This window comes from Acutalibacter sp. 1XD8-33 (assembly GCF_003612555.1).
Lineage (GTDB): Bacteria > Bacillota > Clostridia > Oscillospirales > Acutalibacteraceae > Acutalibacter.
Map to the genome: position 1 here is coordinate 117,623 of NZ_RAZF01000001.1, position 23,408 is coordinate 141,030.

General features: G+C 57.7%; 23 protein-coding genes. 11 read left to right on the plus strand and 12 right to left on the minus strand.

The annotated features are described in order from the left end of the window. The first annotated feature begins 37 nt into the window (after positions 1-37). Positions 38-496, plus strand: a complete 459-nt coding sequence (locus tag D7X94_RS00625; protein WP_120425753.1) for a DUF4854 domain-containing protein — start codon at positions 38-40, stop codon at positions 494-496. A 92-nt stretch (positions 497-588) separates the two neighbouring features. On the opposite strand, the gene argS is transcribed toward D7X94_RS00625, so the two are convergent. The 4 genes from argS to D7X94_RS00645 all read right to left on the minus strand — a co-directional run bounded on the left by argS (position 589) and on the right by D7X94_RS00645 (position 4,684). After that, positions 589-2,274 carry an arginine--tRNA ligase gene (argS, locus tag D7X94_RS00630; protein ID WP_120425754.1) on the minus strand — a complete coding sequence of 562 codons (1,686 nt, stop codon included), beginning with the start codon at positions 2,272-2,274 and terminating at the stop codon, positions 589-591. A 63-nt stretch (positions 2,275-2,337) separates the two neighbouring features. Continuing rightward, positions 2,338-2,772, minus strand: coding sequence for a DUF1934 domain-containing protein (locus D7X94_RS00635; RefSeq protein ID WP_120425755.1), 435 nt, complete (start codon positions 2,770-2,772; stop codon positions 2,338-2,340). 42 nt (positions 2,773-2,814) lie between these two features. Then, complete coding sequence (gene murI / locus D7X94_RS00640; RefSeq protein WP_120425756.1) at positions 2,815-3,621, minus strand: glutamate racemase; 807 nt, start codon at positions 3,619-3,621, stop codon at positions 2,815-2,817. Next, a complete protein-coding gene (locus tag D7X94_RS00645; protein ID WP_120425757.1) occupies positions 3,614-4,684 on the minus strand; it encodes a D-alanine--D-alanine ligase family protein in 1,071 nt (356 codons plus the stop codon). The genes murI and D7X94_RS00645 overlap by 8 nt, the downstream gene beginning before the upstream one ends. A 349-nt stretch (positions 4,685-5,033) precedes the next feature. Between D7X94_RS00645 and D7X94_RS00650 the strand changes: the two genes are divergently transcribed. The 7 genes from D7X94_RS00650 to rplA all read left to right on the plus strand — a co-directional run bounded on the left by D7X94_RS00650 (position 5,034) and on the right by rplA (position 9,373). Further along, the gene (locus tag D7X94_RS00650; RefSeq protein WP_147401633.1) at positions 5,034-5,816 is read left to right on the plus strand and encodes a DUF7674 family protein; all 783 of its coding nucleotides are present in this window, start codon (positions 5,034-5,036) and stop codon (positions 5,814-5,816) included. Between the two features lie 550 nt (positions 5,817-6,366). Beyond that, a complete protein-coding gene (gene rpmG / locus D7X94_RS00655) occupies positions 6,367-6,516 on the plus strand; it encodes a 50S ribosomal protein L33 (protein ID WP_066539368.1) in 150 nt (49 codons plus the stop codon). Between the two features lie 11 nt (positions 6,517-6,527). Next, positions 6,528-6,791, plus strand: a complete 264-nt coding sequence (gene secE / locus D7X94_RS00660; protein ID WP_120425759.1) for a preprotein translocase subunit SecE — start codon at positions 6,528-6,530, stop codon at positions 6,789-6,791. Positions 6,792-6,828: 37 nt separating this feature from the next. Continuing rightward, positions 6,829-7,353 carry a transcription termination/antitermination protein NusG gene (nusG, locus tag D7X94_RS00665; protein ID WP_120425760.1) on the plus strand — a complete coding sequence of 175 codons (525 nt, stop codon included), beginning with the start codon at positions 6,829-6,831 and terminating at the stop codon, positions 7,351-7,353. Between the two features lie 26 nt (positions 7,354-7,379). Further along, positions 7,380-7,811 carry a hypothetical protein gene (locus tag D7X94_RS00670; protein WP_243111056.1) on the plus strand — a complete coding sequence of 144 codons (432 nt, stop codon included), beginning with the start codon at positions 7,380-7,382 and terminating at the stop codon, positions 7,809-7,811. A gap of 425 nt (positions 7,812-8,236) precedes the next feature. After that, positions 8,237-8,662, plus strand: coding sequence for a 50S ribosomal protein L11 (gene rplK / locus D7X94_RS00680; protein ID WP_120425762.1), 426 nt, complete (start codon positions 8,237-8,239; stop codon positions 8,660-8,662). Between the two features lie 18 nt (positions 8,663-8,680). Further along, the gene (rplA, locus tag D7X94_RS00685) at positions 8,681-9,373 is read left to right on the plus strand and encodes a 50S ribosomal protein L1 (RefSeq protein ID WP_120425763.1); all 693 of its coding nucleotides are present in this window, start codon (positions 8,681-8,683) and stop codon (positions 9,371-9,373) included. 228 nt (positions 9,374-9,601) lie between these two features. Here the strand turns inward: rplA and pap are convergent, their stop codons facing one another. Next, positions 9,602-11,074, minus strand: a complete 1,473-nt coding sequence (pap, locus tag D7X94_RS00690) for a polyphosphate:AMP phosphotransferase (protein WP_120426004.1) — start codon at positions 11,072-11,074, stop codon at positions 9,602-9,604. A 180-nt stretch (positions 11,075-11,254) separates the two neighbouring features. Between pap and D7X94_RS00695 the strand changes: the two genes are divergently transcribed. Continuing rightward, positions 11,255-12,286 (plus strand): M23 family metallopeptidase, encoded by a 1,032-nt coding sequence (locus D7X94_RS00695; RefSeq protein WP_120425764.1) that lies wholly within the window; start codon positions 11,255-11,257, stop codon positions 12,284-12,286. 395 nt (positions 12,287-12,681) lie between these two features. Here the strand turns inward: D7X94_RS00695 and D7X94_RS00705 are convergent, their stop codons facing one another. The 7 genes from D7X94_RS00705 to D7X94_RS00740 form a co-directional block, all read right to left on the minus strand. Next, positions 12,682-16,749 (minus strand): efflux RND transporter permease subunit, encoded by a 4,068-nt coding sequence (locus tag D7X94_RS00705; RefSeq protein ID WP_120425766.1) that lies wholly within the window; start codon positions 16,747-16,749, stop codon positions 12,682-12,684. Positions 16,750-17,152: 403 nt separating this feature from the next. Next, the gene (locus D7X94_RS00710) at positions 17,153-17,980 is read right to left on the minus strand and encodes an HAD family hydrolase (RefSeq protein ID WP_120425767.1); all 828 of its coding nucleotides are present in this window, start codon (positions 17,978-17,980) and stop codon (positions 17,153-17,155) included. Next, entirely contained in the window at positions 17,980-18,297 is a 318-nt protein-coding gene (locus D7X94_RS00715; protein ID WP_120425768.1) for a MazG-like family protein, read from the minus strand. Before D7X94_RS00715 ends, D7X94_RS00710 begins: the two co-directional genes overlap by 1 nt. Before the next feature lie 283 nt (positions 18,298-18,580). Next, complete coding sequence (locus D7X94_RS00720) at positions 18,581-19,453, minus strand: sugar phosphate isomerase/epimerase family protein (protein ID WP_120425769.1); 873 nt, start codon at positions 19,451-19,453, stop codon at positions 18,581-18,583. Positions 19,454-19,471: 18 nt separating this feature from the next. Continuing rightward, complete coding sequence (locus tag D7X94_RS19430; protein ID WP_147401634.1) at positions 19,472-20,224, minus strand: DUF5694 domain-containing protein; 753 nt, start codon at positions 20,222-20,224, stop codon at positions 19,472-19,474. An 8-nt stretch (positions 20,225-20,232) separates the two neighbouring features. Further along, positions 20,233-21,108, minus strand: a complete 876-nt coding sequence (locus D7X94_RS00735) for an aldose 1-epimerase family protein (RefSeq protein WP_120425772.1) — start codon at positions 21,106-21,108, stop codon at positions 20,233-20,235. 262 nt (positions 21,109-21,370) lie between these two features. Then, entirely contained in the window at positions 21,371-21,856 is a 486-nt protein-coding gene (locus tag D7X94_RS00740; protein ID WP_120425773.1) for an MGMT family protein, read from the minus strand. A 92-nt stretch (positions 21,857-21,948) separates the two neighbouring features. Here D7X94_RS00740 and dtd point away from each other — a divergent pair, with 92 nt between their 5' ends. Together dtd and D7X94_RS00750 are read left to right on the plus strand one after the other, a co-directional pair. Beyond that, the gene (dtd, locus tag D7X94_RS00745) at positions 21,949-22,401 is read left to right on the plus strand and encodes a D-aminoacyl-tRNA deacylase (RefSeq protein WP_120425774.1); all 453 of its coding nucleotides are present in this window, start codon (positions 21,949-21,951) and stop codon (positions 22,399-22,401) included. Positions 22,402-22,430: 29 nt separating this feature from the next. Further along, positions 22,431-23,318 (plus strand): acyltransferase domain-containing protein, encoded by an 888-nt coding sequence (locus D7X94_RS00750; protein ID WP_120425775.1) that lies wholly within the window; start codon positions 22,431-22,433, stop codon positions 23,316-23,318. Positions 23,319-23,408 lie beyond the last annotated feature (90 nt).

Consider the following 23,408-nt stretch of genomic DNA (forward strand, 5'->3'; position numbering starts at 1 on the left):
GCCTGCATCAAAAGAAAATGAAGAAAGGTGATTGCGTATGAAAAAGAATCTGGTTCGGATTTTGGCCGGGGTTATGGCGCTGGTAATGGTGCTGAGCCTGGCGGCCTGCGGCGGAAAGCCGGAGGGCGGCAAGAACGCCGACGGCAAGTATGTTTCCATCCAGGCTTTTCTGGAGGACCCGGAGGTTAAGCCCGAGATCGACGCCATAATTGAGACGCTGCTGTCCAGCGATTCTGGAATGTCCGCTGCGGTAACCGGCGAAGGGGAAAAGCTGGTGTATACATTTACTTTCTCTGAGGAGATTCTGCCCGAGGGCACCGACTTGGAGACAATCAAAACCGCCCTGGAGACGAATATGGGCACAGTGACTTCCACATTTGAGGGGATTGCCGCTGAGATTGCCAACGTGGTGGATGTGAAGGATCCCAAGGTTGTGGTAACCTATGAGACTTCCGGCGGTGAAGAGATCTATAGCGAAGAGTTCAGCGCGAAATAACGCGATCGGCGAATAAGGACGAAAAATCGAAAAGACAGAATGAAAACCAGAAAAGCCGCAGGGAGAAGTCCCTGCGGCTTTTCGTTTTGGACTTACATCTGCTCCGGCGCGGTCACCTTGAACAGGGCCAGGGCGTTTTCGATCACTGTTTTGGCGGCACCGCACAGGCAGAGCCGGGCGGCGGTGAGGGAGGGCTCTACGCCCTTTACCCGGCAGGTATTGTAGAATTTATGGAATAAAGTGGACAGATTCAATACATACCGGGTAATCCGGGCGGGGTCCATATTCCGGGCGGCGTTTGCCACCTCGTCCGTAAACCCAGAAAGATAGCGGATCAGCTCCACCTCCTCCGGAGCGGTGAGCAGAAGGAGCTCTTCGGGTTCGCAGTGCCGGGGCCGGATGCCGTCCGCCGCCAGATTCCGCAGGATGCTGCAAATTCTTGCGTGGGCATACTGCACGTAGTAGACCGGGTTCTGGGCGTCCTCTTTCACCGCAAGATCCAGGTCGAAGTCGATACGGGTGTTGGGCTCATAGGAGTTGAAAAGAAAACGAGCCGCGTCGATGGGAACCTCGTCCAACAGGTTCGCCATGGTGATGGCCTTGCCGCTGCGTTTCGAGAGCTTTACGGCCTCCCCGTCCCGCACCAGGCTCACCATCTGCATGAGCACCACCTTCAAACGGTTGGGGTCGATGCCCAGAGCCGCGATGGCGGCCTTCAGCCGGGGGACATAGCCGTGGTGGTCGGCCCCCAGCACATTGATGGCCGTGTCAAAATTCCGGGTCACCAGCTTGTTATAGTGATAGGCGATGTCCGGCACCACATAGGTGGGCACGCCGTTGGAGCGCACCAGCACGAAATCCTCCGAGCCAAAGGGCTCTCCCCGGAACCAGAGGGCTTCCTCTTTTTCATAGGTGCAGCCCTTCTCCTTGAGAAGTTGGATCACCCGGTCCACCGCGCCACTCTCGTGGAGGGAGGACTCGTGGAACCAGTTGTCATATTCCACCCGGTAGCGCTGGAGATCATCGTGGAGCACCTGGATGTTTTTGGGAATGGCATAGGCGATGAGGGCCTTGCGCCGGGACTCGCTGTCCAGGTTCACGAGCTCGTCTCCATGGACTTCCGAGAAAGCCTGGGCGTTTTCCGTCACATCCGCGCCCAGATAGCCGTCCTCCGGGAAGGGGAAATCCGGCTGGAAGAGCTGCATATACCGGGCCTCGATGGACAGGCCGTAGCGGTTTACCTGGTTGCCCGCGTCGTTCACATAGAACTCCCGCTCTACTCGATAGCCGGCAACCGCCAACGTGGCGGAGAGGGCGTCTCCCAGCACGCCGCCCCGGGCGTTGCCGATGTGCATGGGCCCGGTGGGGTTGGCAGAGACGTATTCCACCAGTACCCGCTGGCCCTGGCCCAGGCGGCTTCTGCCATAATTCGGGCCCAGAGCCTCAATATCCTGGAGGATTTTTCCGTAAAAAGAGGGGGCATAGGTGAAGTTCAGGAAGCCGGGCCCGGCGGTTTCGCATTTAGAGAAAAGGGTGCCCTCCAGATTCAGATGGGCCTGGATGGCTTCGGCGATTTTCCGGGGGGCGGCGTGGAAAGCCCGGGCCCCGGCCATGGCGGCGTTGCAGGACCAATCCCCATGGGCCCGGTCGGCGGGGACCTCCAGGGCGAAGCCGGGAAGCTCCGCCGGGGGCAGTTCCCCTGCGGCGATCGCTTGGGTCATGGCCTGGGAGACAGCCTCCCGCAGCTGCTGCCGGGCTTTTTCAACGAGTTGGGACATGATATTTTCTTCCTCTCTATTTTAGACGTTTGGTGAGTCTCTATAATGGATGGTCCATGCCGGCTACAGCCCTATCGGGGGCAGAGGGGTGACCTCCACCCGGAGTTCATTGCGGCTGGACAGGTTGGAGTCGATGTCCAGGGTGTACTTGATTTCCAGGGAACCGCCGGTATGGTCCAGGGCGGACCGGAGCTCGCTGGTGAAAACCCCTACTGTCATGGAGCCGAAGCCCGTGTCATATAGGCACAGATGCCGCCGGCCCTTTTCCAAAATTAGCCGGGTGGTGGAACCAGCCCGCATCATGGTGACCTTGCCGGGCTCCACCTTCAGCACCGCCGTGTGGGAGAGCCGGGCGTCCTCCTCATCGTACTCTTTATAAGCGATAAACTGAACTCCATCCCGTTCCTTGTAGGTGCCCACGGTGGAAAGGGTGATCTCTCCGGTGTCCTCCTCGTAGATCTGCTTTCCCTTGATATTGATGGTATAGTCCTCTTTCATTTCCCGCCCTCCTTTTCACTAAAACAGGGGCTTCTTTTTGTGTCAGTACTTTTCAATGTCCACACGGGTTCCCTCTACCGGATGGCCTAAAAAGAGCTTTGCCGCAGCGGAGAAGTTTTCCGGCGCGTCGGTAACGTAATATTGGGCCTGACGGGGAATGCCCGGCGGACAGAGCAGATCCTTTTCCCGGAGAGCCTCCCCCAGGGCCAGAGCGGCTTCTTTGCCGCTGTCAATCAGCGTGACGCCGGGCCCCATCACGCGGCTGATGGCCAGGCTGAGCAGGGGATAATGGGTGCAGCCCAGAATCAGCACGTCCACCCCGGCCTCCCGGAGGGAAGCCAGATACCGCTCCGCCACCAGCAGGGTTACCGGGTCCTCCGGAGAGACGAAGCCGCTCTCCACTAGAGGGACGAACAGGGGGCAGGCCATGGGGTAGACCTGGACCGCCGGGTCCGCCGTTTTCAGGGCCTGGACATAGGCTCCGCTGTGGATAGAGGCATTGGTGCCGGTGACGCCCACCTTCCCGTTTCGAGTGGCTCTGGCGGCGGCCCGGGCCGTGGGGGCCACCACGTCGAAATAGGGGACCGGCAACTGTGCCCCGATGTCTGCCGAGGTAGAGCTCACCGTACCGCAGGCGGCCAGAACGGCCTTTACGTCATGAGCGATCAGGAAAGCCATGTCCTGGCGAGCGTAGCGCCGCACGGCCTCCCGGCTTCGGGTGCCGTAAGGGACCCGGCCTGTGTCCCCAAAATAGACCACGCTCTCTCCGGGCAGGATCTCCTCCAGTTCCCTTACCGCCGTAAGCCCCCCCAGGCCGGAGTCGAATACGCCGATGGGCCGCTTATCCATGGGGGTTTCCCGCCCTCTCCAGGGCCAATTCTACCAGCCGGTCCAGCAGCTCGCCATAGGAGTACCCCTCGGCCATCCACAGTTTGGGGTACATGCTGATAGAGGTAAAGCCCGGCAGGGTGTTGATCTCGTTGAGCACCACCTTGTTTTCCGGGGTGACGAAGAAGTCCACCCGGGCAAGGCCCTGGCATCCCATCAGGCGGTAGGCCCGCAGGGCAGTCTCCCGGATCTCCTCCGCCACGGTCTCGGGGATGCGTGCGGGGATATAGAGCTGGCTGGTGCCGTTGATGTATTTGTCGTCGTAGTCGTAGAACTGGGCGGAGGCGCCGATCTCGCCGATCATGGAGGCTTTTGCATCTACCCGGCTGCCCAGCACCGCGCATTCCACCTCTTGTCCCTGCACCCCCTCCTCGACTACGACCTTGCCGTCCTCCCGGGCGGCCTTCTTGATGGCGGCGTCCAGCTCCTCGGGAGCCTCCACCTTGCTGACCCCTACAGAGGAGCCGGCATTGGCGGGCTTCACGAACACGGGGAAGTTGAGCCGGGCCTGGATTTTGTTGTGGATGGTTTCCGGGGCCACTTCATAGCGCTGGGAATAGAACCACAGGTAGTGGGCCTGTGGAATGTCTCCGGCGGAAAGCAGGGTGTGGGTGACAGCCTTATCCATACAGGCTGCGGAGCTAAGCACTCCGCAGCCCACATAGGGGATACCGGAAAGCTGGAACAGCCCCTGGATGGAGCCGTCCTCGCCATTTTTGCCATGAAGGGCAGGGAGGAGGCAGTCCAGCCGGATAATTTTGCCGCCGTCTGCCACCAGGCCATGAATGCTGGGATCAGGGGCAAGGAAAGCGGGAGTGGAGTTCTGCGGCCAGGAGCCGTCTGCGAGGCCGGAAACCGGGCCCTCATAGAGAAGCCAGCGGCCCTCCTTGGTGATGCCGACCGGGTAGATCTGATATTTTTCCGTGTCCAGGTTTTTCAGGATGGAGCCGGCGGACATAAGGGAAACCTCGTGTTCGGAGGACTGGCCGCCGAAAATAACGCCCAGGCAGATTTTTTCGCTCATGAGTATCACGCTCGATTCTTAAAAATATAAATATTTCCAGCTATCTAGCTATATCTATGCTCTGGTCCATCCCCGTCATTATACTATAGATGAAAGGATTTCGCAACTGTTTTGCGAGGGAATTCGTTGACAAAGGCGCGGGGGATTGGTATAATGAGAAAAATATGGGTGGACGAAACTTTTACCCTGGACGGCTTTGACCGGTCCAGCTGGTCTTAAGCTGGCGGGGAGTTTGAGGGCGAGAAGCCCTCAAGGTCTTGCCGGAGAACGCGTTTCTGTGCGTTCGGAGGCCACACAGTATTACTCTGCAAAATATACCTTTCATATAAAAAATCTGGAGTTGATTGATTTGAATTTTGACGCCTTTCAGCTGATCGAAAACGCCCTGGGCGCGGAGCTTTCCGGCCAGGGCTTCAAGGAGCCTGCGCCTTTGGAGGACCCCGCCGGGAGGGCGGCGATGTTCGCCACGGACGAAGTGGCCTACAGCCTTCTTTATGACGACAAGAAGCAGAGCTTTCTGCTGCGCTCCACTACTCTGAACGACAAGGGGGAGCCCGGGGATTGGCGACAGCTTTCCGTATGGCTTTTTGACAAGCGGACCGGGGAGCGGGATGACGCGGAGAGCATCATCAATGACTTCTTGGAGGTGGTCCGGGGACCCAAGCGGGTGGCTATTGTCCAGCAGAGGAAGAAGTCTGGCAAGGGCGAGGACCGGAACGTGGACCCCCTGTTCTTTATCAACCGGCTGGTGGGAATTTTCCCGGAGCTGAAAGAGGCCCTCAACGAGGAGAAGATTGTCTACGGGCAGGTGCGTTTTGTCACCTTTATCCGGGGCCATGTTCTGCCTTTGGCGGAGGACCTGCTTAAGCGCTATCCGGACAGCGAACCCGCGGATAAGCTGGGAGCCTTGCTGGAGGATATGTACAAAAACGGCGACATGGACCTGCGGTCCATCCTCACCTATGTGCTGCTGAACGGGCTCACCCAAGAGAGCTACGATGCCATCCAGCCTAAGCTGGGGGCCGACCTGCAAAAGGTAGCCAAATTCTCCCGCAGACTTATCGGAAAGAACATTAAGCCTGAAAAGAAAAAGAAGAAGCGGGGCAAAAAGGTGGAGGCCCGGCTGAGCTGACGCCCTCGGAATGAGAGAAGAAAGACCGGCCTGCATAGTCGCGGGCCGGTCTTTTTGAGTAGTGGGAGGCCTCCATGCGCACAGAAGAGTTCGCAAGCGAACTCTCGCGCATTCCGGCAAGACCGTGGGACTCTGTCCCACACCCTGCCACCTTTTGAAAAAGGTGGACGAAAACTTTACCCTGGTTAGCTATGTGCGATAAAGACAGACACATTGCGCGGTCAAAGACTTGGCGAAGCCAAGTCTCAGGCGTCTAGGCCCCTGGTGGGGTTTGGGGGTGAGTGTCTGCCAGTGGCAGACAAGCTACGAACCGACCGAGTCGGCAGGCGAGACCCTTTGCGACGGAGGCCTTCTATTACTTCCCCAAAAACACACGCCCAGGCCGTTCCCCGGGCCCAATCTCCTCTTGACAGTCTGGCCCGCTTGTGCTATAGTATAGATACCTCGAAAAGGGGGGTTCTTTTTTTGCGCCCTGCTTTCTGAGGGAGGCAGAGACGTTGAAACCGTTGTTTCAAGTCTCGACCAAAACCAATTTTATGGAGGTGCCGATATGCGAGTCAAGATCGTGCTGGCCTGCACAGAGTGCAAGCAGCGGAACTACCTGACCAAGAAAAACAAGAAGAACGATCCGGACAGGCTGGAGATGAACAAATACTGCCGGTTCTGCCGGAAACACACCCTGCACAGGGAAACAAAGTAAGGAGCGGGAATATGGCGGATAACGAGAAAAACGCTAAGAAGCCCGAGGCAAAAAGCAAAAAGCCCAATCCCGTGGCCGCTTTCGGCAAAAGGGTGGTTAAATTTGTAAAGGACTGCAAGGGCGAGATCAAGAAGATCGTTTGGCCTACGCCCAAGGCAACTTTTAAGAATACCGGCGTGGTGCTGGTCACCATCATCGTGCTGGGGCTTTTTGTGTTTTTGCTGGACACAGCCTTTATGAATCTTTTGGGGCTGGTAATGAACGTGGCCGCGTAAAAGCGGCGGACGGCAGTGTGGATTCGGAGGAGAACAGATGGCAGACGAAGCAAAATGGTATGTGGTGCACACCTATTCCGGCTATGAGAACAAAGTGGCCTCTAACCTGGAAAAAACGGTGGAGAACCGCCAGCTGCAAGAGCTGATCCAGGAAATCCGGGTGCCCACCGAGCAGGTGACGGAGATCACCGAGGACGGCAGGCGCAAGGAAGTGGAACGGAAGATCTTCCCCGGCTACGTGATCGTCAAAATGATAATGACCGACGAGAGCTGGTACGCCGTGCGGAATATCCGGGGCTGTACCGGCTTTGTGGGACCGTCCTCCAAGCCCGTGCCTCTCACTGAGACAGAGGTCGCCCGGCTGGGCATTGAGCAGCGTGAGATTGAGGTGAGCTACAAGGTGGGCGATTCGGTGAACATCACCGACGGTCCTCTGGAGGGCTTCATCGGCGTGGTGGAAGAGATGGACCCGGAGAAAAATCGGGTGCGGGTCATGGTTTCTATGTTCGGCCGGGATACCCCGGTGGAGCTGGAGCTGGATCAGGCCGAGCCGGTGGACTGATCGGCCCCTGGGAAGGAGGAACTGCTATGTCGGGAAAACGCTTTTTCGCGGCCTTGCTTTTGGCCGGAGCTTTCTCTCTGGCCGGATGCTCGGCCTCCCCTGGAATCGTCCACCCCTGGGTTCAGGAATATGAGCCCGGCCAGGGGAACGTGAAGGGGAATGTGGACGTGGACAAGTACACTGCCCTGGGCTCTTCCTTCGCTATTGGGGCGGACGCGGAGGGCTACGCGGTGTTCAAGGACCCGCAGGCCGCTTTCGAGGGGCTGAAGGAGAATTGCGGCCAAGGCCTGGCTTTGATTCAGGAGGAGTTCGTCCTGGGTCCCATTCGTAAGAATGACTATGCTGGGTATAAGATCTATGGCTGGCAGGTGACTGCCGGAAGCCAGGAGGAAAAGGCCCAGGCACGGTTTGTATCCAGTTTTCTGGATATCTATGAGAACAGCTTTGAATCCCGGTGAAATTTACTAGACCTCTTGCAAAGTCGATCAGATTGGGCAAATTACGCGGTCCAGGGGCGTTAGGCCCCTGGTAGGGTGTGGGGGTGAGTGTTCTGCCGGATACGTGGCAAAGCCAAGTATTGCAGACAATGCTGCGAACCGACCGAAGCGGGGAAGCTCCCCAGTGGGGAGCGTTCTGACCCGACCAAGTCGGCAGACGAGACCAGCTGAGACTCAAAGCCCCACGGTCTTGCCGCAGGCGGCGGTCTGTGCCGCCGAAGGCCCCTCAGTACTCAAAAAAATTATTTTCGCAAGAGCTCTGCTGGGAAAATGGCCTTACGCGCGGCCGGAGCCAAAGACGGCGCTGTCCGCGTTCAGTGTGGGAGGCATGGGTAAAATTTTCCTGCCCCTGCCGCTAAAACCACAAATATTGGAGGTAATGTAAAATGGCACAAAAGGTAACGGGCTTTATCAAGCTCCAGATCCCCGCCGGAAAAGCCACTCCGGCCCCGCCTGTGGGCCCCGCTCTGGGCCAGCACGGCGTGAACATCATGGCGTTTACCAAGGAGTTCAACGAGCGCACAAAGAATGACGTGGGACTGATTATTCCCGTTGTAATTACTGTGTACGCAGACCGCTCTTTCACCTTTATCACCAAGACTCCGCCCGCTGCGGTTCTCATCAAGAAGGCCTGCGGCATTGAGACCGCCTCCGGTGAGCCCAACAAAAAGAAGGTGGCCAAGATCACCAAGGAGCAGGTGCAGAAGATCGCCGAGACCAAGATGCCCGATTTGAACGCCGGCTCTTTGGAAGCGGCCATGAGCATGATCGCCGGAACCGCCCGCAGCATGGGCATCGAAGTAGTAGACTAAGGGAAGGGGGAAACTGCAATGAAACACGGAAAGAAATACAGAGAGAGCGCAAAGCTCATTGACCGCGCGAAGCTATATGATACCGCAGAGGCCCTGGACCTTTGCGTAAAAACCGGCACCACTAAGTTTGACGAGACGGTAGAGCTCCATGTAAAACTGGGCGTTGACGGCCGCCACGCGGACCAGCAGGTGCGCGGCGCCATCGTGCTGCCCAACGGCACCGGCAAGAACGTGCGCGTTCTTGCCATCTGCAAGGGCGACAACGTGGAGGCCGCCGAGGCCGCCGGAGCCGATTTCGTGGGCGCGGAGGAGATGGTCCAGAAGATCCAGTCCGAGGGCTGGATGGACTTCGATGTGGTGGTCACCTCTCCCGACATGATGGGCCTGGTTGGCCGTTTGGGTAAGATCCTGGGCCCCCGTGGCCTGATGCCCAACCCCAAGGCCGGCACCGTGACCCCGGACATCGCCCGGGCCGTGCAGGAGGCCAAGGCCGGTAAGATTGAGTACCGCCTGGACAAGACCAATATCATCCATTGTCCCATCGGTAAGGTTTCTTTTGGTGCCGAGAAGCTGGCAGAGAACTTCAACACGTTGATGGACGCCATTGTGAAAGCTAAGCCCGCTGCCGCCAAGGGCCAGTATGTGCGGTCCTGTGTGCTCAGCGCCACTATGGGCCCTGGAATTAAGATTAACCCGGCCAAGTTCGTTTAACGATCAAGAGGCGGATGTGGATTTGCCGCAATATGGCCGGTTTGTGGACGTGTTGTGTTCTTTACCGCTGATTTCTATCTGAAGAATCAAAACGGGCATCTTTTGATGCCCGTTTTTCTTGTCTGTTGAAGGCCAACACAGCTTCGCGCCGCTCCGGTTTTGTTCAAAATGGTCTCCGCTGCCCGCGTCCCTCGGGCTAGAGCCGTTATAGCTTAATGGGAACATGCCCTAGTTGAGCGCCTCTTCCAGGGCTTCTACCACGATCTTCAGCGCCTTGATACGGGCGTATTTTTTGTCCACGGATTCCAGAATATGCCAGGGGGCGTAGGTTGTGCTGGTCTTTTGCAGCATCTCGTCGACAGCTGCCTCATACACATCCCACTTCTCTCGATTGCGCCAGTCCTCGTCAGTGAGCTTCCACTGTTTGGAAGGGATGTTCTGCCGGTCGGTGAACCGCTGGAGCTGCGTATCCTTGTCGATCTGCACCCAGAACTTCAGCACCACCGCGCCCCAGTTGTGAAGTTCCTGCTCGAATTCATTCATCTCGTAGTAAGCCCGCTGCCAGTCATTTTCTGAGCAGAAGCCCTCCAGGCGCTCTACCATCACCCGGCCGTACCAGCTGCGGTCAAAGATGGCTACATGGCCGTCCTTGGGCAGATTGGTCCAGAAGCGCCACAGATAGTGCCGGGCCTTCTCGTGGGGCTCGGGGCTGGCAACCGGATGCACCTCAAAGCCCCGTGGGTCCATGGCCCCGGTAAGGCGCTTGATGTTCCCGCCTTTCCCGGCGGCGTCCCATCCCTCATAGACGATGACCACCGGCACCCGCTTGCGGTACAGCCGGTTGTGGAGCATCCGCAGCTTCCCCTGAAGCTTTTTCAGCTGCTCTTTGTACTCCCCGTCGCTGAGTGTCTTGTCTGCAAGAGAAACCTCGCTGAGTTTGGGCATTTTGATCAGGGGGAATACATTTTGCAGCAAGGGCACAGCTAGGCTTTCGTTGTGCAAGGCGGTTTCAATCCCGGTGCACAGGGTTTCCATCACCTGCAGCTCAGCGAATTTTTTGTTTTTAGCGTCTACAATGTACCAGGGCGCGCTGGGCGTGTTGGTGTCCTCCAGATAGCGGTCGAAAACCTCCAGACAGCGGTCATAGTGGGCATTTTGCCACACATCCCCCCGGCTGACTCGCCAGGCGGTATCCTTGTCGTCCATCAGGGCGTCAATCCGCCCGGCTTGTTCTTTCCTGCTGATCTGGAAAAAGAATTTCAGTACCAGATAACCGTTGTCGGTGAGCTGGCGCTCAAAGCGCTTCACGCTGTCAACGCGCTGGGCGTAGCCTTGGTCGGTGAGCACCCCGTTGAGGCGCTCTCGGGTAATTTCATCCATCCAGCCGGAATCCAGAAAGGTGAATTTCCCGGCTTCGGGAATCTTCTCAAAATAGCGGGTGAGAAAGGGCTTGCGGCGCTCTTCCATGGTGGGGGCGTTCATAGAAAAGACTTTGAAGAATCGGGGGTCGATGTGCCTGATGATCTGGCCGATGGCGCTGCCTTTTCCGGCGGCTCCCCAGCCTTCGATCAACACCAGCACAGGGAGCTTTTTATCCTTCAGCAGCATTTGCTGGGTTTCCAATTTCTCCTGGGCGGTTTTCAGGCGGGCTTTCAGCTCGTCTTGTTGGGGACGGCTGGGCTTGATCCAATTTTTCAACATAGAATTCACCTCGAAAACATTATAGCAGTTTTTGTGAGAAAAAGCTACCATTCTTTCTTAAAAGCTGTACCAATAGGATTTGTGTTATAGTTAACACACTTTCCCGTGCTCTGCCTGGAAAGGCCTGTGTTCTAACCGCTTCTCTCCCCGCATAGTCTGAATGGAAAGCGGGGCGGGGTTATGTTCTTTACCATAAAAATGAAGGGCAAGATTTGGGGCGGGGTGCTGGCGGCAGTGCTCCTGCTGGCGGCGGTGCTGCCAGCATTCAGCCAGGCTTGGGCCGCGGAAGCGGAGGGTTCGGAAAAGCCCAAAGGATTTATCAAATGGGTGGATTTCGACGTGCCCGCCAAGCTGCTGCAAATGGCGCTGGACGCGGACCAGGATGCCCATGACAGCGGCTCCCCCATCAGCTGGGTCGATCTGCTGGCCTATCTGGCGGCAAAATACGGTGGAGACTTTTCCCTGTTCCGGCAAAAGGATTTCGAAACCGGCCTGGAAAAGCTCCAGGCCGGGGAGGATCTCTCCTCTATGCCCTCCTTCCCCTACTACCAGGAGGCCTATGGCGCGGTACTGGGCGGCTTCGTGGGGGAATATGAGCTGGAAGAGGGGGAGGGCTGGAAAAGCTACTATGGCCTAAAGGCCTACTCCCCCATTGCGGAAACCTTTCCCTATAGCGACTACGACGACTTCGGGGTCAGCCGGGAATACGGCTACCACCGCCGCCATCTGGGCCACGACATGATGGCGGCGGTGGGGACCCCGGTGATCGCGGTTGAATCGGGTCGGGTTGAGGCCCTGGGCTGGAACCAGTATGGGGGCTGGCGAATCGGGATCCGCAGTTTCGACGGGCTGCGTTATCATTACTACGCTCACCTGCGGAAGGACCGTCCCTTTGCGGAAGGTCTTGCCCTGGGGGATACAGTTTTGGCGGGAGATGTAATCGGATATGTGGGCCGCACAGGCTACAGCGCCACAGAAAATGTCAACGGCATTGAGCAGAGTCATCTTCACTATGGCCTGCAAATTATCTTTGATGAAAGCCAGAAAGAGGGAAACGGAGAAATCTGGGTGGACGTGTACTCTCTGTGCCGCCTGCTTCGGGACCGTCAAAGCGCCGTGCAGCGCAATGATTCCACAAAGGAGTGGACCCGGACCCATGGATACCGGGAGGCCGTTCCATCGGAAGTGCCGGACCCGTCCGGTACAACTTAAGGCGTCTGCCGGATCCTTTTTCGCTATATAGTTAATTAACTATACTTTACTAATAGTACGTTTTGGCCTCCGGCAACTGGGGGGGCTTTTCACCTGCCGGTTCGGTTGGTGCTTGACGGTCCCCACCGGGGACCAGCACCCCCACACGACGACCAGCTGTAAACTTGGCGTTGCCAAGTTTTGACCAGCTGGACCGGCCAAGGCTATCCAGGTTAAAAGTTTCGTCCACCTTTTCAAAGGTGGTGGGGCTTTCAGGGGTGAAACCCCTGAACCGCCGGAGCCGCCGATCTGTGGCGGCGGAGGCCACACAGTATTACTCTCAAAAAGTATAAGAACCTGTATTCATTGTCGAAACTGCCGACTGTGAATACAGGTTCTTAATTCACTGAGGAGATTTATTCCACGTCCACCTTCCGCAGCTCTTTCTTTGCCAGGATATCATACATCGCGGGCACCACGAAGAGGGTCATCAGCGTGGCGTAGAGCAGGCCCCCAATGCACACAATGGCTACCGGCTGCATCATCTCGGCCCCCATGCCCGTGGCCAAAGCCATAAAGACCAGGCCCAGCACCGTAGTAAGCACCGTCATGAGGATGGGGCGCATCCGGGTGCGCCCCGCCAACAGAATGGCGTCTTGCCGGGACATCCCTGTCAGGCGCAGCTGGTTGATATAGTCGATGAGCACAATGCCGTTGTTCACGATGATTCCCGCCAGCATGATAAAGCCAATCATGCTCACCACGCTCACCTCCATGCCGCAGAGATACAGAGCCAGAAAGCCTCCTGTAAAGGCCAGAGGAATGGTGAACATCACGATAAAAGGCAGCAACAGTGATTGGAACTGGATCACCATAATCAAATAGATAATCAGGATCGCCAGGGCTGCCATCTGCATCAGCTGGCCCATGGCCTCCATAATCGTCTCGTTCTCTCCCGCCATCTCCCAGACCACGCCCTGGGGCGGCTGGTAATTCCTCAGGGCCTTTTCCGCCTCCCCGGTAACCAGGGTGACGTTGTATCCCTCCTCCAACTGAGCGCTTACCGTAAGGACCCGGTTCTGATTTTCCCGCCGGACGGCGTTCAGGCTCTGGCGGTCCTCAAATCTGGCAATGCGGATCAAGGGAACTTCCTCTGTCTCTCCGGTCAGCCGGTCTGTGGCGGATACCGTAAGGCTTTTGACATAGCCCTCGTCCATCTCTCCATCCTTGGGATGGACCACCAGCACATCCTGGGCGAAGCCTTCGATATTCATCGATGTAGCGGCTGAGCTCTCTCCAATCGCCGCGCTGACGCTCTGATAGACCTGGGCAATGGTGAGACCGTTTTCCATAGCCTTGTTTTTGTCCACCACAATGCGCAGCTCCGGGGAGGAATCCTCCAGGTCGCTCTCTACCTCCCCGACTCCGTCTACGTCCGCCAGAAGCTCGCTTATCTGATTGGCCGTGTCGATCAAGCTGTCCATATCGTTCCCCCGCAGCTTGACCTCCACGCCGGAACCGCTCATCGCAGACATATAGGCGCTCATATCCATACTTCCCTGGGCAGAAACCTGGCAGTCCAGATCTCCGCAGGCGGCTTCGATGTCTTTGGCGGCCTCGCTGTCCTTGACGCCCGTGTTTTCATCCAGAAGCACATAGATGGACACCGCGCCGTCTCCGCCGGCCATCATGCTCATCATGTCGCCCGCACCAGAGCCGGAACCGCCGGAGGCCATGGCTCCCACTGTGGTAACATAGTCCAGACCCAAAATCCGCTCTGTGATCTGGTCTGCCATGGCGGTGCGCTCTTCAAAGCTGTGGTCCTCCCGATCCTCCCCGGGAAGGGTAAAGCTGACCGTAAGCTGGCTGCCGCTCATGGCGGGCATGAAGATGAAACCACGGGATAAGGCCAGAACCACGCTTCCCGCCAGCAGTACCAGGGACAACGTCAGGCAGACCCATTTGTGCCGCAAAGAGGCCGCCCCCAGCCGCCCGTATCCATTGAGCACCCGGTCAAAAACCCCGTGGGATTTGGGGGTGCTGGCCCGCAAGGTCGTGGAGGTCATGGCAGGCACCAGGGTGATGGCCACAAAAAGGCTTGCCAGCAGGGAATAGCCGATGGTCAGGGCCATGTCTGTAAACAGTTGGCGGGTAACCCCATCCACAAAGACGATGGGCAGAAACACGCATACCGTGGTGAAGGTGGAGGCGACAATGGCCCCTGTGACCTGCACCGCTCCCTGGACAGAGGCCTTGGCGGCGGAGACGCCCTCATTTCGCAAGCGGTAGATGTTCTCAATAACTACCACGGAGTTATCTACCAGCATTCCCACGCCCACCGCCAGGCCCGAAAGAGAGATGACGTTCAGGGTGACCCCTGAGAAGTGCATGAGCACAATAGCTACCAGCAGGGAAATCGGAATGGAAAAGGCAATGACAATGGTGGGACGCAGATCCCGCAGAAAGAACAGCAGAATCAGCACCGCCAAACCCGCGCCCAAAATCAGGTTTTGCAGCACGGTGTCCACCACAATGTAGATGTAATCCCCCTGATCGGAGAGGGTGGAGAAGCGCATCCCCTCATATTCCTCCGAGAGCTTCTCAAAGCGCTCCTGGATGTTCCGGGAAACCTGAGCGGTGGAATAAGTAGACTGCTTGGTAAAGGACAGCAGAAGGCCGTCCTCGCCGTTAATTTTGGCATAGAGCTCAGAGGCGTTGCTTTCAACGGCCACATCGGCCACGTCCCGCAGATAGACCTTACCGATGCCGTCATCGCCGGTGTCGAAGAGCAGCAGGTTTAGAAGCTCCTCCGGATCCTCCAGCTCGTCGCCCACCCGCACCATGCATGAAACGCCGTCCTGCTCAATATATCCGGCCGGCATGGAGAAGTTCTGGGCTTTCAGGATAGAGGAGACCATCTCCATGGTGATCTCCAGCTTGGCATTTTGATAGGCGGCGGATTTCTGGCTGTCAAAATCCTCCCGGGCGGTGTCCAGCTGTTCCCTGGCGGCTTCCAGCTGCTGCTGGGCGGCGGCCACGGCGGATTGACCTGAGATGATCTGGGAGAGCCCGGAGCTGATCTGCATTATACCGCTGGCCTGCTGCTTTGAGAGCTCTTTGAGAGCCTGGTCTACCGTCACCCCGCCGGTCTCCAGCTGCTTGTTGGTGGCTTCCAGCTGGGCTTTCCCGGCGATGAGCTGGTCCAGGTTTTTTTGAGCCTCGTCGATGGAGGCGTCTAGCTTTTCCGGGTCAGCGCCCCCGGCGGAGGCCATGGCTTTCGCCTCCGCGATGGCCTTAGCTACCCTCTCCCGGCCGGCCTGGAGCTCGGCCAGCTTCTGGGGTGCTTCCCCGGCGGTGGTTTCAAAGGCGGCGAATCCCGCCTCTGCAGCGGCGATCTGAGGGGCAAGGGCTTCCAGCTGCGTCTGGATGGCGGCGGCTTCCGGGCTTTCCGGCTCCAGCCCGGCCATCTGCTCTTGGAGGGCCGCCCGCTGGGCTGTCAACGCCTGATAGCCGTTGAGGAGCTCCTGAAGCCCGGCGACAGCTTGGTCCAACGAGGCGAGCTGTTGGTTCAGTTGATCCAGGGAGAGCTTCAGGCTGTTCAGCTTATCTAAAGCATCCTCCAGCTGTTTCTGATTCTGTCCCATAGTGGTTAGCTGGGCTGTGATCTGGGCCTTGGCGGACTCCAGCTCCACCTTCTGAGAGATCAGCTGTCCCTGGGCTCCCGCCGTCTGCTGGACAAGCTGTTCCTGACCCTGTTCCAGCTGCTGGCGCTGTCCGGCCAACTGATCCGCTTGCTCCTGGGCTTCGGAAAGACCGTCCTCAATCTCCTTGCCGCTGCTGTCCAGCTCCTCCTGGGCTTCGGCGAATTTATTATCCAGCTTCTCTTTCATCCGGGCGTTGAGAGCGTCAATTTTGTCCTGACGCAGCCGGACGGCAACGCTCTCTTCCACATTGCCGCTGGCGGACACGCTGGCCACGCCTTCAACGCCCTCCAGTTTGGTCATCAGTTCAGAGTCCAGCAGATTGGTAAGGGCAGCGTTGTCCATGCCGTCCATTTCTACGGCGGCAACGGTAACGGGCAGCATACTGGGGTTGATCTTCATGATGTAGGGCGTGCCCACCATATCGTCCCAGCCGCCGGAGACAGAATTGAGCTTCTCCCGAATATCCGCGGTAAGGGTATCCATATTGGCGTCATCGGTGAGCTGGAGCATAACCTGGGAGGCGTTCTCCTGGGAGACGGAGTTGATCTCCTCCACATGATCCAGCGTAGCCATAGCCTGCTCAATGGGCCGGGTGACCTCCTGCTCTACCTCTTCCGGAGTCGCGCCGGGATAGGCTGTGACGATCACGGCATAGGGCAAATTGATGTTGGGAAGAAGGTCCGGGGTCATCCGGGAAAAAGCCACGGCCCCCAGGACCAAAGCAATCACAACGCCCACAAGAACGGTCATGGGCTTCTTAACGCTGAATCGGGAAAACATGGGGATCCCTTCTTTCTCTAAAGGTAAGGAGTTATAGCAGGCGCACTTGAAAGTGGATATTTACCGATTTTGAGCTGGGCGGTTCAGGAGGCTGTGACCTCCCCGCCGGGTTCCAAAAGGCCTTTTACCTCTTTTCAGCTGCGTTAACTATATATTCCTATTCTAGAATAAAACGACAAAACAAGTATAATCCACCCTGACGGCGGTTTCATGAACGATTTGTAAACCTTGTGAGAGGAAATCGCGGTTTCCTCAAAAACCTCAGAGAAAGCGCAAAAGCCGGCGCGGTTTCACACCGTGCCGGCCCCTGCCATATGATTGGATGACGCTTTTCCCTATGACTATATCTTAAATAGTAAATTGGCTTTAGAAACCATTTCTTTTGGGAGTTTTAAGACAGGCTCTAGCCCAGAATAAACCGTTCGACAGCTTTCGCCAGCCCGTCCTGGTCGTGGGCATCCGTTATGTATTTCGCGGCGGCCAGGGCCTCCGGAGACCCATCCCCCACTGCTACCGAGCAGCCTGCCGCTTCCAGCATGGTCACATCGTTGCCGTTGTCGCCCAGGGCCATGATCTGTTCCGCGTCAAGACCCAGCCTCTCTGCCAGAGCCGTCAGCGCCCCGCCCTTATGGGCAGCCTCCGCGTTGACCTCGATATTATCCGGGATGGAGGAGGTAAGCCGCAGGCCCCCCAGCTCCGCCAGCCGCGCCCAGATCTCCCGCCGCTGGCCGGCCTCCATAAATGGAAGGTTGATCTTTTCCGGGCAGAGGGCCGTCTCCCGAAGCATCTCTCCCAGACTGTCCACCAGGGTGTAGTGCTTCCCGTCCACAAAGCCCCATTTACTCTCCGGCAGGCCAAAATGGGTCCGGGCCAGCGCCGGCATATCCCGGCGGGTGATGGCCTCTCCCTGGGTGTAATACTCAATATAGATGTCGTAGTCCTCCAGGACTTTCTGGACCTCCCGCGCCTTCTCGTTGGGAATCAGGTTTTCCACAATAGGCTTTCCCGTGGAAATATCATAGACCGCGCCGCCATTGGAAGTGATGGCGTACCGCACGGGCAACTCTCGGATATTCTGGGGCAGAAACCCCATCATCCGCCCGGTGGCCGGGACCAGAATGACCCTTTTCTCCGCCGCCGTAAGCAGGGCCCGGCGGTTTGCCTCGGGCAGCAGACTGTGCTTCACCAGAGTGGTGCCGTCCAGATCAAAAGCCAGCAGCTTGATCGCCATTACGATTTCTCATCCTCCACCATATATTTCCGCCAGCCGCCCTCCACCTTCTCATAGCGCCTGCGACGGTTGATCTCCATCTTCCGTACCACTTCGTCCTCCAGGTCGTAGCCCAGAATCTCCGCCAGTCCCAGCAGGTAGATGGCAATGTCCGCCAGCTCCTCTCCCAGGTCGGGCTTATTGTCCCGCCAGGCGGCATGGGCCTCGGCCGTTTCCCTGTAGAGATAGCAGAACTCCAGATTGATATCCGTCACATTGAAATTGTGGTCCAGCTTGTTCTGATAGACCCGCTTCTGCAGCTCTTTCCAGTCTGCCATGGGACTTCGTCCTTTCTATAATCGCGAAATATGGAGTATCCGAACCACGCACTCTTTTAGTATAATATTTCGCCTCCGGCGGTTTAGAGTTGATCCAAATCAAAGATTTGGTCAACTCTTGGGTTCAAGACTTCGTCTTACGAACTCTACCCCTAAAAACCCCGCAACCTTTGAAAAAGGTAAGACTTCGTTTCACGAAGTCTACGAAACATTTTACTGTTCTCTTGCCGGAGCTTTTCCTTTAACTCCGCGCTTTGAACACTCCAGAAAAATTCGCTGTTTTTTATTTCTCCGATTTCCTGGCCAGATAGCGGCCCGTGGCGGCCATCAGTCCCAAGGCTTCCGGGGCCAGCTCCCGGGGGAAGATCTTGAGGAAGTTGTCCGCCTCAAAGGTGAAGTCCCCCTGGTAGCCGATGTCCCTCAGAGCGTCGGTGAGGGCCTGGAAGTCGATTTTGCCGGTAAAGGGCAGGGTGTGGCTGTCGGCGCGCAGGTCGTTGTCGTGGACGTGCAGGGCCCGCAGGCGCTCCTTGCCCATGGTCCGGATGAAATACCCAAGATCCTCGTCCGTCAGGGCCACATGGCCCACGTCCAGGCATCCCACGATCCAGGGGCTGCCGATCTCGTCCAGATAGCTGCAGAACTCCTCGGGCCGAGCGCAGGTGCTGGGGACGATCCGGCCGCTCTCCGGGCTCTGCTGCCACATATTTTCAGCGGCCACCTGGATGCCGAATTCTTGGCAGTAGGGGACCAGCGCCCGGTAGAACGCCACGTTCATCTCCCGCAGTTCCTGGATATGGGTGCGGTAGGGCAGGTGCTGCTTGGGATGGACCACAATGATCTTGGCCCCCACAATGGCGGCGCCCTCCATGGACCGCACGATGGAGCGGAAGATGGCCTTGTCCCGGTCCGGGTCGCCGGTGCTGGAGGCAAAGGGAGCGTGGGCCTGGTTGCACACGATGCCGCACTCGTCCGCCGTCCGGCGCAGGCTGGCGGCAAATTCCTTGTATTCCGGGCCGTTCATAGGATAGCCCGGATCGGAGAACATGGAGAACAGGCTCAGGTCGAAGCCATCGAACCCGGCCCCCGCCAGCATCCGGATGGCCTCCTTCTCGCCGTACAGGCCCGCCAGGGCCTCGGTCTGTGTTGATAAGAGCATGGATACACGCTTCCTTTCTCAAAAATTCACTGCTGTGTCATCGGAATTCCCCAAAAAGTCCAGCCCGTCCACCAGCCGGAAGCGGCTGTCCTCCTGAATCAGCCGACGCAGGATGTGCAGGTGCCCGGAGCCATAGAGCACGAACACTCGCTCATGCTCCTGGGCCAGCCGCTGGATGTTGGAGAAGATCTTCAGGTTCCGGGCGTACCACTGGGCCACGGCACGGGTTCCGGCCCCCGTCTGGTTGGCCCGCACATAGATGGCGTGGTTCCGTCGGACCCATTCCGGCCCGCCGCAGAAGCGGAGCTTTCCCAGCAGGCCTTCCAGCTCCCTGGCCCCGGCGTATTCCCCGAACTCCCCCATGGCCGCAGCTGTTTCCGGGGCAGGATTTTCAAAAGGGGCCCCGTCGATCTCGCTGTCGTCGTCCACGGCCCAGACCTTGGGCAGGTCCAGCAGCTTTCCCAGCCGGAACCCGATCTGCACCGTCTCGTTCCCGTAGTTCATGGGCACGTCCCGGCCGAACACATGGATGGTCCCCAGGGTTTGGGTCCGCATTTTCTCCGGGTCCTCCAGATCCTCCAGCCGGAAGCGTCCGTAGGCCTCCACCAGCACCCGCTGCTGGTGGGCGGCCGCCTCCAGCGCCAGGGCGTCCGGGGCGAATTCCGCCAGCCGTCCGGCCAGCTCCTCCAGCTCTTTCTGAAAGCCGGGGGCGAAAACATCCAGCCCGCTCTCCTGGAAGTGGAAGCAACCCAAAAGCAGAATCTCCCGCATAGCGCCCCTCAGCCCAGGATGTCTACGGCGAACTGGTGCTCCGCCTTTTCTCCAGGAGCCAGCAGGGCCATGCCTTTCTTCTCTATGAACTGGTCCCCCTCCTCTGTGCCGGTGGCGCAGCCGGTCCAGGGCTCCAGGCACACATAGGGGCCGTCATTAGCTGCCGACCAGATCCCCAACAGCGGGAATCCGGAAAAATCCATCTCCACTCCCCTGCCGGTAGACCGGTTCACCACCCGGACCTTTTTAGAGCGTAGGTTCTCAAAGACCAAGGCGTCCCGGTAGAAAAGAGAGTGCTGCAGGGGGATCTCCTTTCCTATTAGGCGGAAGCCCTGGCCGTTCCAGTTGATGAGCCCTGCCTGCATGTCGATCAACGGACAAGTCTGATCCTCTTCCTCCTCAAATTCAATGGTATAGTCCTCGAACGCCGCCGCCTCGTTCACCGGGATATTAAAGCCCGGATGCCCGCCGATGGAATAGGGCAGCTCCACGCCGCCGGTGTTCTCTACCGTAAATCGGGTGTCGATCCCCTTCTCGGTAAGAGTATAGGCGACGGTGAGGGCGAACTCAAAGGGATAGGCCGCTCGGGTGGAATCATTGGCCGTCAGGCGCAGCGCAATGCGGTCCTCTCCCTGCTCCGCAAGGGCAAATTCTGTCTTTTTGGCAAAGCCATGTCTGCCCATCTCATACCATTGGCCGTTAATCTGGGTCCTGCCCTCCCGGATAGCCCCCACAATTGGGAAGAGGACGGGGGCATGCTCCCTCCAGTAGCTGGGGTCGCCCACCCAAATATGCTCAAAGCCCCCCTCCTGGAGGGAAACAAGCTGGGCGCCCAGAGTATCGACCCTTGCGGTAAACCTGCCGTTGGATATTTCGTAGATCATGGAAAGGCTCCTTTCGGTTTTTCTGGTCTAAAGAGGCAAAACAGCTCTTTTGATCCAGGCGGAGAGGTCGCAGCCTCCTGATCCGCCCAGCTTGAAAACCGGTAAATCCCGATTTTCAAGTATGTTTGTTATAATTATAGCAAAACCGGCGGGGACTTGCAAGAAAAAACGGAAATTCCGGCTGGCGCAAAAGCCCCGCTCCCTTTTTTCTCCGCCCGCCTTGCAAGTACACCCTGTTTATACTATAATAGGGGCATACTCCCTATTCCCATTTCAGCGGAAACAGCGCGTCCTCATAGTCCCGCACGTAATACCGCAGATTCTTCCGCCCCCTGGCCGTGATGGTATGCCCCTCTGCCTCCAGCTTCTCCTTTTGAGCCTCCACTCCACCCGGATATTTGGGATTCAGTTCGCCCCCCGCCTTTAATGTCCGCCAGTAGGGCGTCTTGTCCGTCTCCCGCTGTTCGCTGGCCCAGGCCGCAATGGAGACAAAAATTCCCGCTGTGATGGGTTCCGTGAAATCCCCGCCGCTTTCCTTGGCCAGAAATTCCCGGATGTCCCCCACTGTTGTCACCTTGCCGAAGGGCACCTGGCGCATGATCTGGTCGTAGTCTGCCGGCGGGGCAAAATACATGGCATCCCCGCCGTATTTCTCAATGGTTCCCGGATCTGTCACCTTCTGGAATTTGGGCATATCTTTGGGATTGTTCAGCATCGCATTGAAGTCTTTTTTGTCCTCATTTGCCATTTCCATCGCCTCCTGCCTATCAGCATACCCCATTTCTGCCCTTCGCGCAATGAGGCGGTTGAAAAATTTATAAAAATTGGAGTGTGGTCCTTATGCGTGCAGTCGTCCAGCGGGTGGCCTCCGCCTGTGTCACCATCAACGGCGGGGAAACCCGGTCCATCGGCCCGGGCCTGGTGGTATTTCTAGGCGTCCTGAAGGGAGACGGCGAAGCCCAGGTCCAGTTTCTGGCGGGGAAAATCGCCGGGCTGCGGGTATTCTCCGATGCCGAAGGCAAAATGAATCTTTCCTTAAACGATATCGGAGGCCAGCTATTGGTGATCTCCAATTTCACCCTGGGTTCCGACTGCAAAAAGGGCCGCAGGCCCTCCTTCGACCTGGCCGCGCCGCCCCAGCTGGGAGAGGCGCTCTACCGCCTGTTTGTGGAGGAGGTCCGAGCCCTGGGCGTCCCTGTCTCCACAGGAGAATTCGGGGCGGAAATGCGGGTCCTGGTGGAAAACGACGGCCCGGTAACGCTGGTCATAGATACAGAAACGCTCGGCAAATAAATTTCTCAAATTCTCTAGGAGGACTTTCTATGAACAAAGAATTCTTGCAGCTCTTTCTGGAAAAAACCGGCTTCCCCCAGGAGGCCAAAGAGGCCTACGCCCAGGCTGTGGAAAAGCTGGATGGAGAGGCCATGGACGGCGCCATTGAATTTTTCTATGAGAACGACTTCTCCATCCCGCTGACCCAACCCCTTGTGGACGATATGGCGGAAAACGCCGGGCTCAGCCCCTACACAGTCTGGGGCCTGCTCCTGGTTCTGGCCGCGGAATCCGCCCGGCAAGACTATCTGGAAAACGGAATCTCAGAAGAAATTTTCTGGGACACCTTCTGCGACCTGCGCTACAAAGCGCTCGAGTGTAAGGAGAACTACGGCGTTTTTGGCACCTTTGTGGCTTTCTGGTATCCTATTTTCTACCGCTGCGATATTGTGAAGCTGGGACGGCTGGAATATGAAACCATTATCTACGATGGCCCCCCGCGCACTCTTTCCGGCCACACCATCCGCCCTGGGGACAAAGTGCTGAACATCCATATTCCTTCCAGCGGAGAGCCCTTCGACCGGGAATCCCGGTTGGACTCTTACCGCCAGGCCTACGCGTTCTTCCGGAAGCTGCGTAAGGATGGCCCCCTGGTATGCCTGTGCCACTCCTGGCTTCTGTACCCAGAGTATCGGAAAGCCCTGCCCAAAACCTCCAATATTCTGAGCTTCATGGACGATTTCACCATTCTGGAAATGGACGACGGTGGTTTCGACGATGCCTGGCGGGTATTCGGCCCCAGCGCCGAAGGTCCGGCAGCAGAGCTGCCAGAAAGGACCTCCATGCAGCGCGCTTTCAAGCAATACTTATTGTCCGGCGGGAAAACCGGAGCGGCCCTGGGCCTGCTCCTCTTTGACGGGGAAAGGTTGCTGTACTAGAAGCCTTTGAAAAGCAAAATAACCAAAAAGCGGCGTGCTATGTTCTATATGATACAGCCTCTAAACACTTGAATCCGCAAATTTATCCCG

What these genes read in the sequence shown, in the direction of transcription:
- D7X94_RS00625 (WP_120425753.1), top strand. Translation starts at nt 38, where the DNA reads ATGAAAAAGAATCTGGTTCGGATTTTGGCCGGGGTTATGGCGCTGGTA.
- argS (WP_120425754.1), bottom strand. Translation starts at nt 2,274, where the DNA reads ATGTCCCAACTCGTTGAAAAAGCCCGGCAGCAGCTGCGGGAGGCTGTC.
- D7X94_RS00635 (WP_120425755.1), bottom strand. Translation starts at nt 2,772, where the DNA reads ATGAAAGAGGACTATACCATCAATATCAAGGGAAAGCAGATCTACGAG.
- murI (WP_120425756.1), bottom strand. Translation starts at nt 3,621, where the DNA reads ATGGATAAGCGGCCCATCGGCGTATTCGACTCCGGCCTGGGGGGGCTT.
- D7X94_RS00645 (WP_120425757.1), bottom strand. Translation starts at nt 4,684, where the DNA reads ATGAGCGAAAAAATCTGCCTGGGCGTTATTTTCGGCGGCCAGTCCTCC.
- rpmG (WP_066539368.1), top strand. Translation starts at nt 6,367, where the DNA reads ATGCGAGTCAAGATCGTGCTGGCCTGCACAGAGTGCAAGCAGCGGAAC.
- secE (WP_120425759.1), top strand. Translation starts at nt 6,528, where the DNA reads ATGGCGGATAACGAGAAAAACGCTAAGAAGCCCGAGGCAAAAAGCAAA.
- nusG (WP_120425760.1), top strand. Translation starts at nt 6,829, where the DNA reads ATGGCAGACGAAGCAAAATGGTATGTGGTGCACACCTATTCCGGCTAT.
- D7X94_RS00670 (WP_243111056.1), top strand. Translation starts at nt 7,380, where the DNA reads ATGTCGGGAAAACGCTTTTTCGCGGCCTTGCTTTTGGCCGGAGCTTTC.
- rplK (WP_120425762.1), top strand. Translation starts at nt 8,237, where the DNA reads ATGGCACAAAAGGTAACGGGCTTTATCAAGCTCCAGATCCCCGCCGGA.
- rplA (WP_120425763.1), top strand. Translation starts at nt 8,681, where the DNA reads ATGAAACACGGAAAGAAATACAGAGAGAGCGCAAAGCTCATTGACCGC.
- pap (WP_120426004.1), bottom strand. Translation starts at nt 11,074, where the DNA reads ATGTTGAAAAATTGGATCAAGCCCAGCCGTCCCCAACAAGACGAGCTG.
- D7X94_RS00695 (WP_120425764.1), top strand. Translation starts at nt 11,255, where the DNA reads ATGTTCTTTACCATAAAAATGAAGGGCAAGATTTGGGGCGGGGTGCTG.
- D7X94_RS00705 (WP_120425766.1), bottom strand. Translation starts at nt 16,749, where the DNA reads ATGTTTTCCCGATTCAGCGTTAAGAAGCCCATGACCGTTCTTGTGGGC.
- D7X94_RS00710 (WP_120425767.1), bottom strand. Translation starts at nt 17,980, where the DNA reads ATGGCGATCAAGCTGCTGGCTTTTGATCTGGACGGCACCACTCTGGTG.
- D7X94_RS00715 (WP_120425768.1), bottom strand. Translation starts at nt 18,297, where the DNA reads ATGGCAGACTGGAAAGAGCTGCAGAAGCGGGTCTATCAGAACAAGCTG.
- D7X94_RS00720 (WP_120425769.1), bottom strand. Translation starts at nt 19,453, where the DNA reads ATGCTCTTATCAACACAGACCGAGGCCCTGGCGGGCCTGTACGGCGAG.
- D7X94_RS19430 (WP_147401634.1), bottom strand. Translation starts at nt 20,224, where the DNA reads ATGCGGGAGATTCTGCTTTTGGGTTGCTTCCACTTCCAGGAGAGCGGG.
- D7X94_RS00735 (WP_120425772.1), bottom strand. Translation starts at nt 21,108, where the DNA reads ATGATCTACGAAATATCCAACGGCAGGTTTACCGCAAGGGTCGATACT.
- D7X94_RS00740 (WP_120425773.1), bottom strand. Translation starts at nt 21,856, where the DNA reads ATGGCAAATGAGGACAAAAAAGACTTCAATGCGATGCTGAACAATCCC.
- dtd (WP_120425774.1), top strand. Translation starts at nt 21,949, where the DNA reads ATGCGTGCAGTCGTCCAGCGGGTGGCCTCCGCCTGTGTCACCATCAAC.
- D7X94_RS00750 (WP_120425775.1), top strand. Translation starts at nt 22,431, where the DNA reads ATGAACAAAGAATTCTTGCAGCTCTTTCTGGAAAAAACCGGCTTCCCC.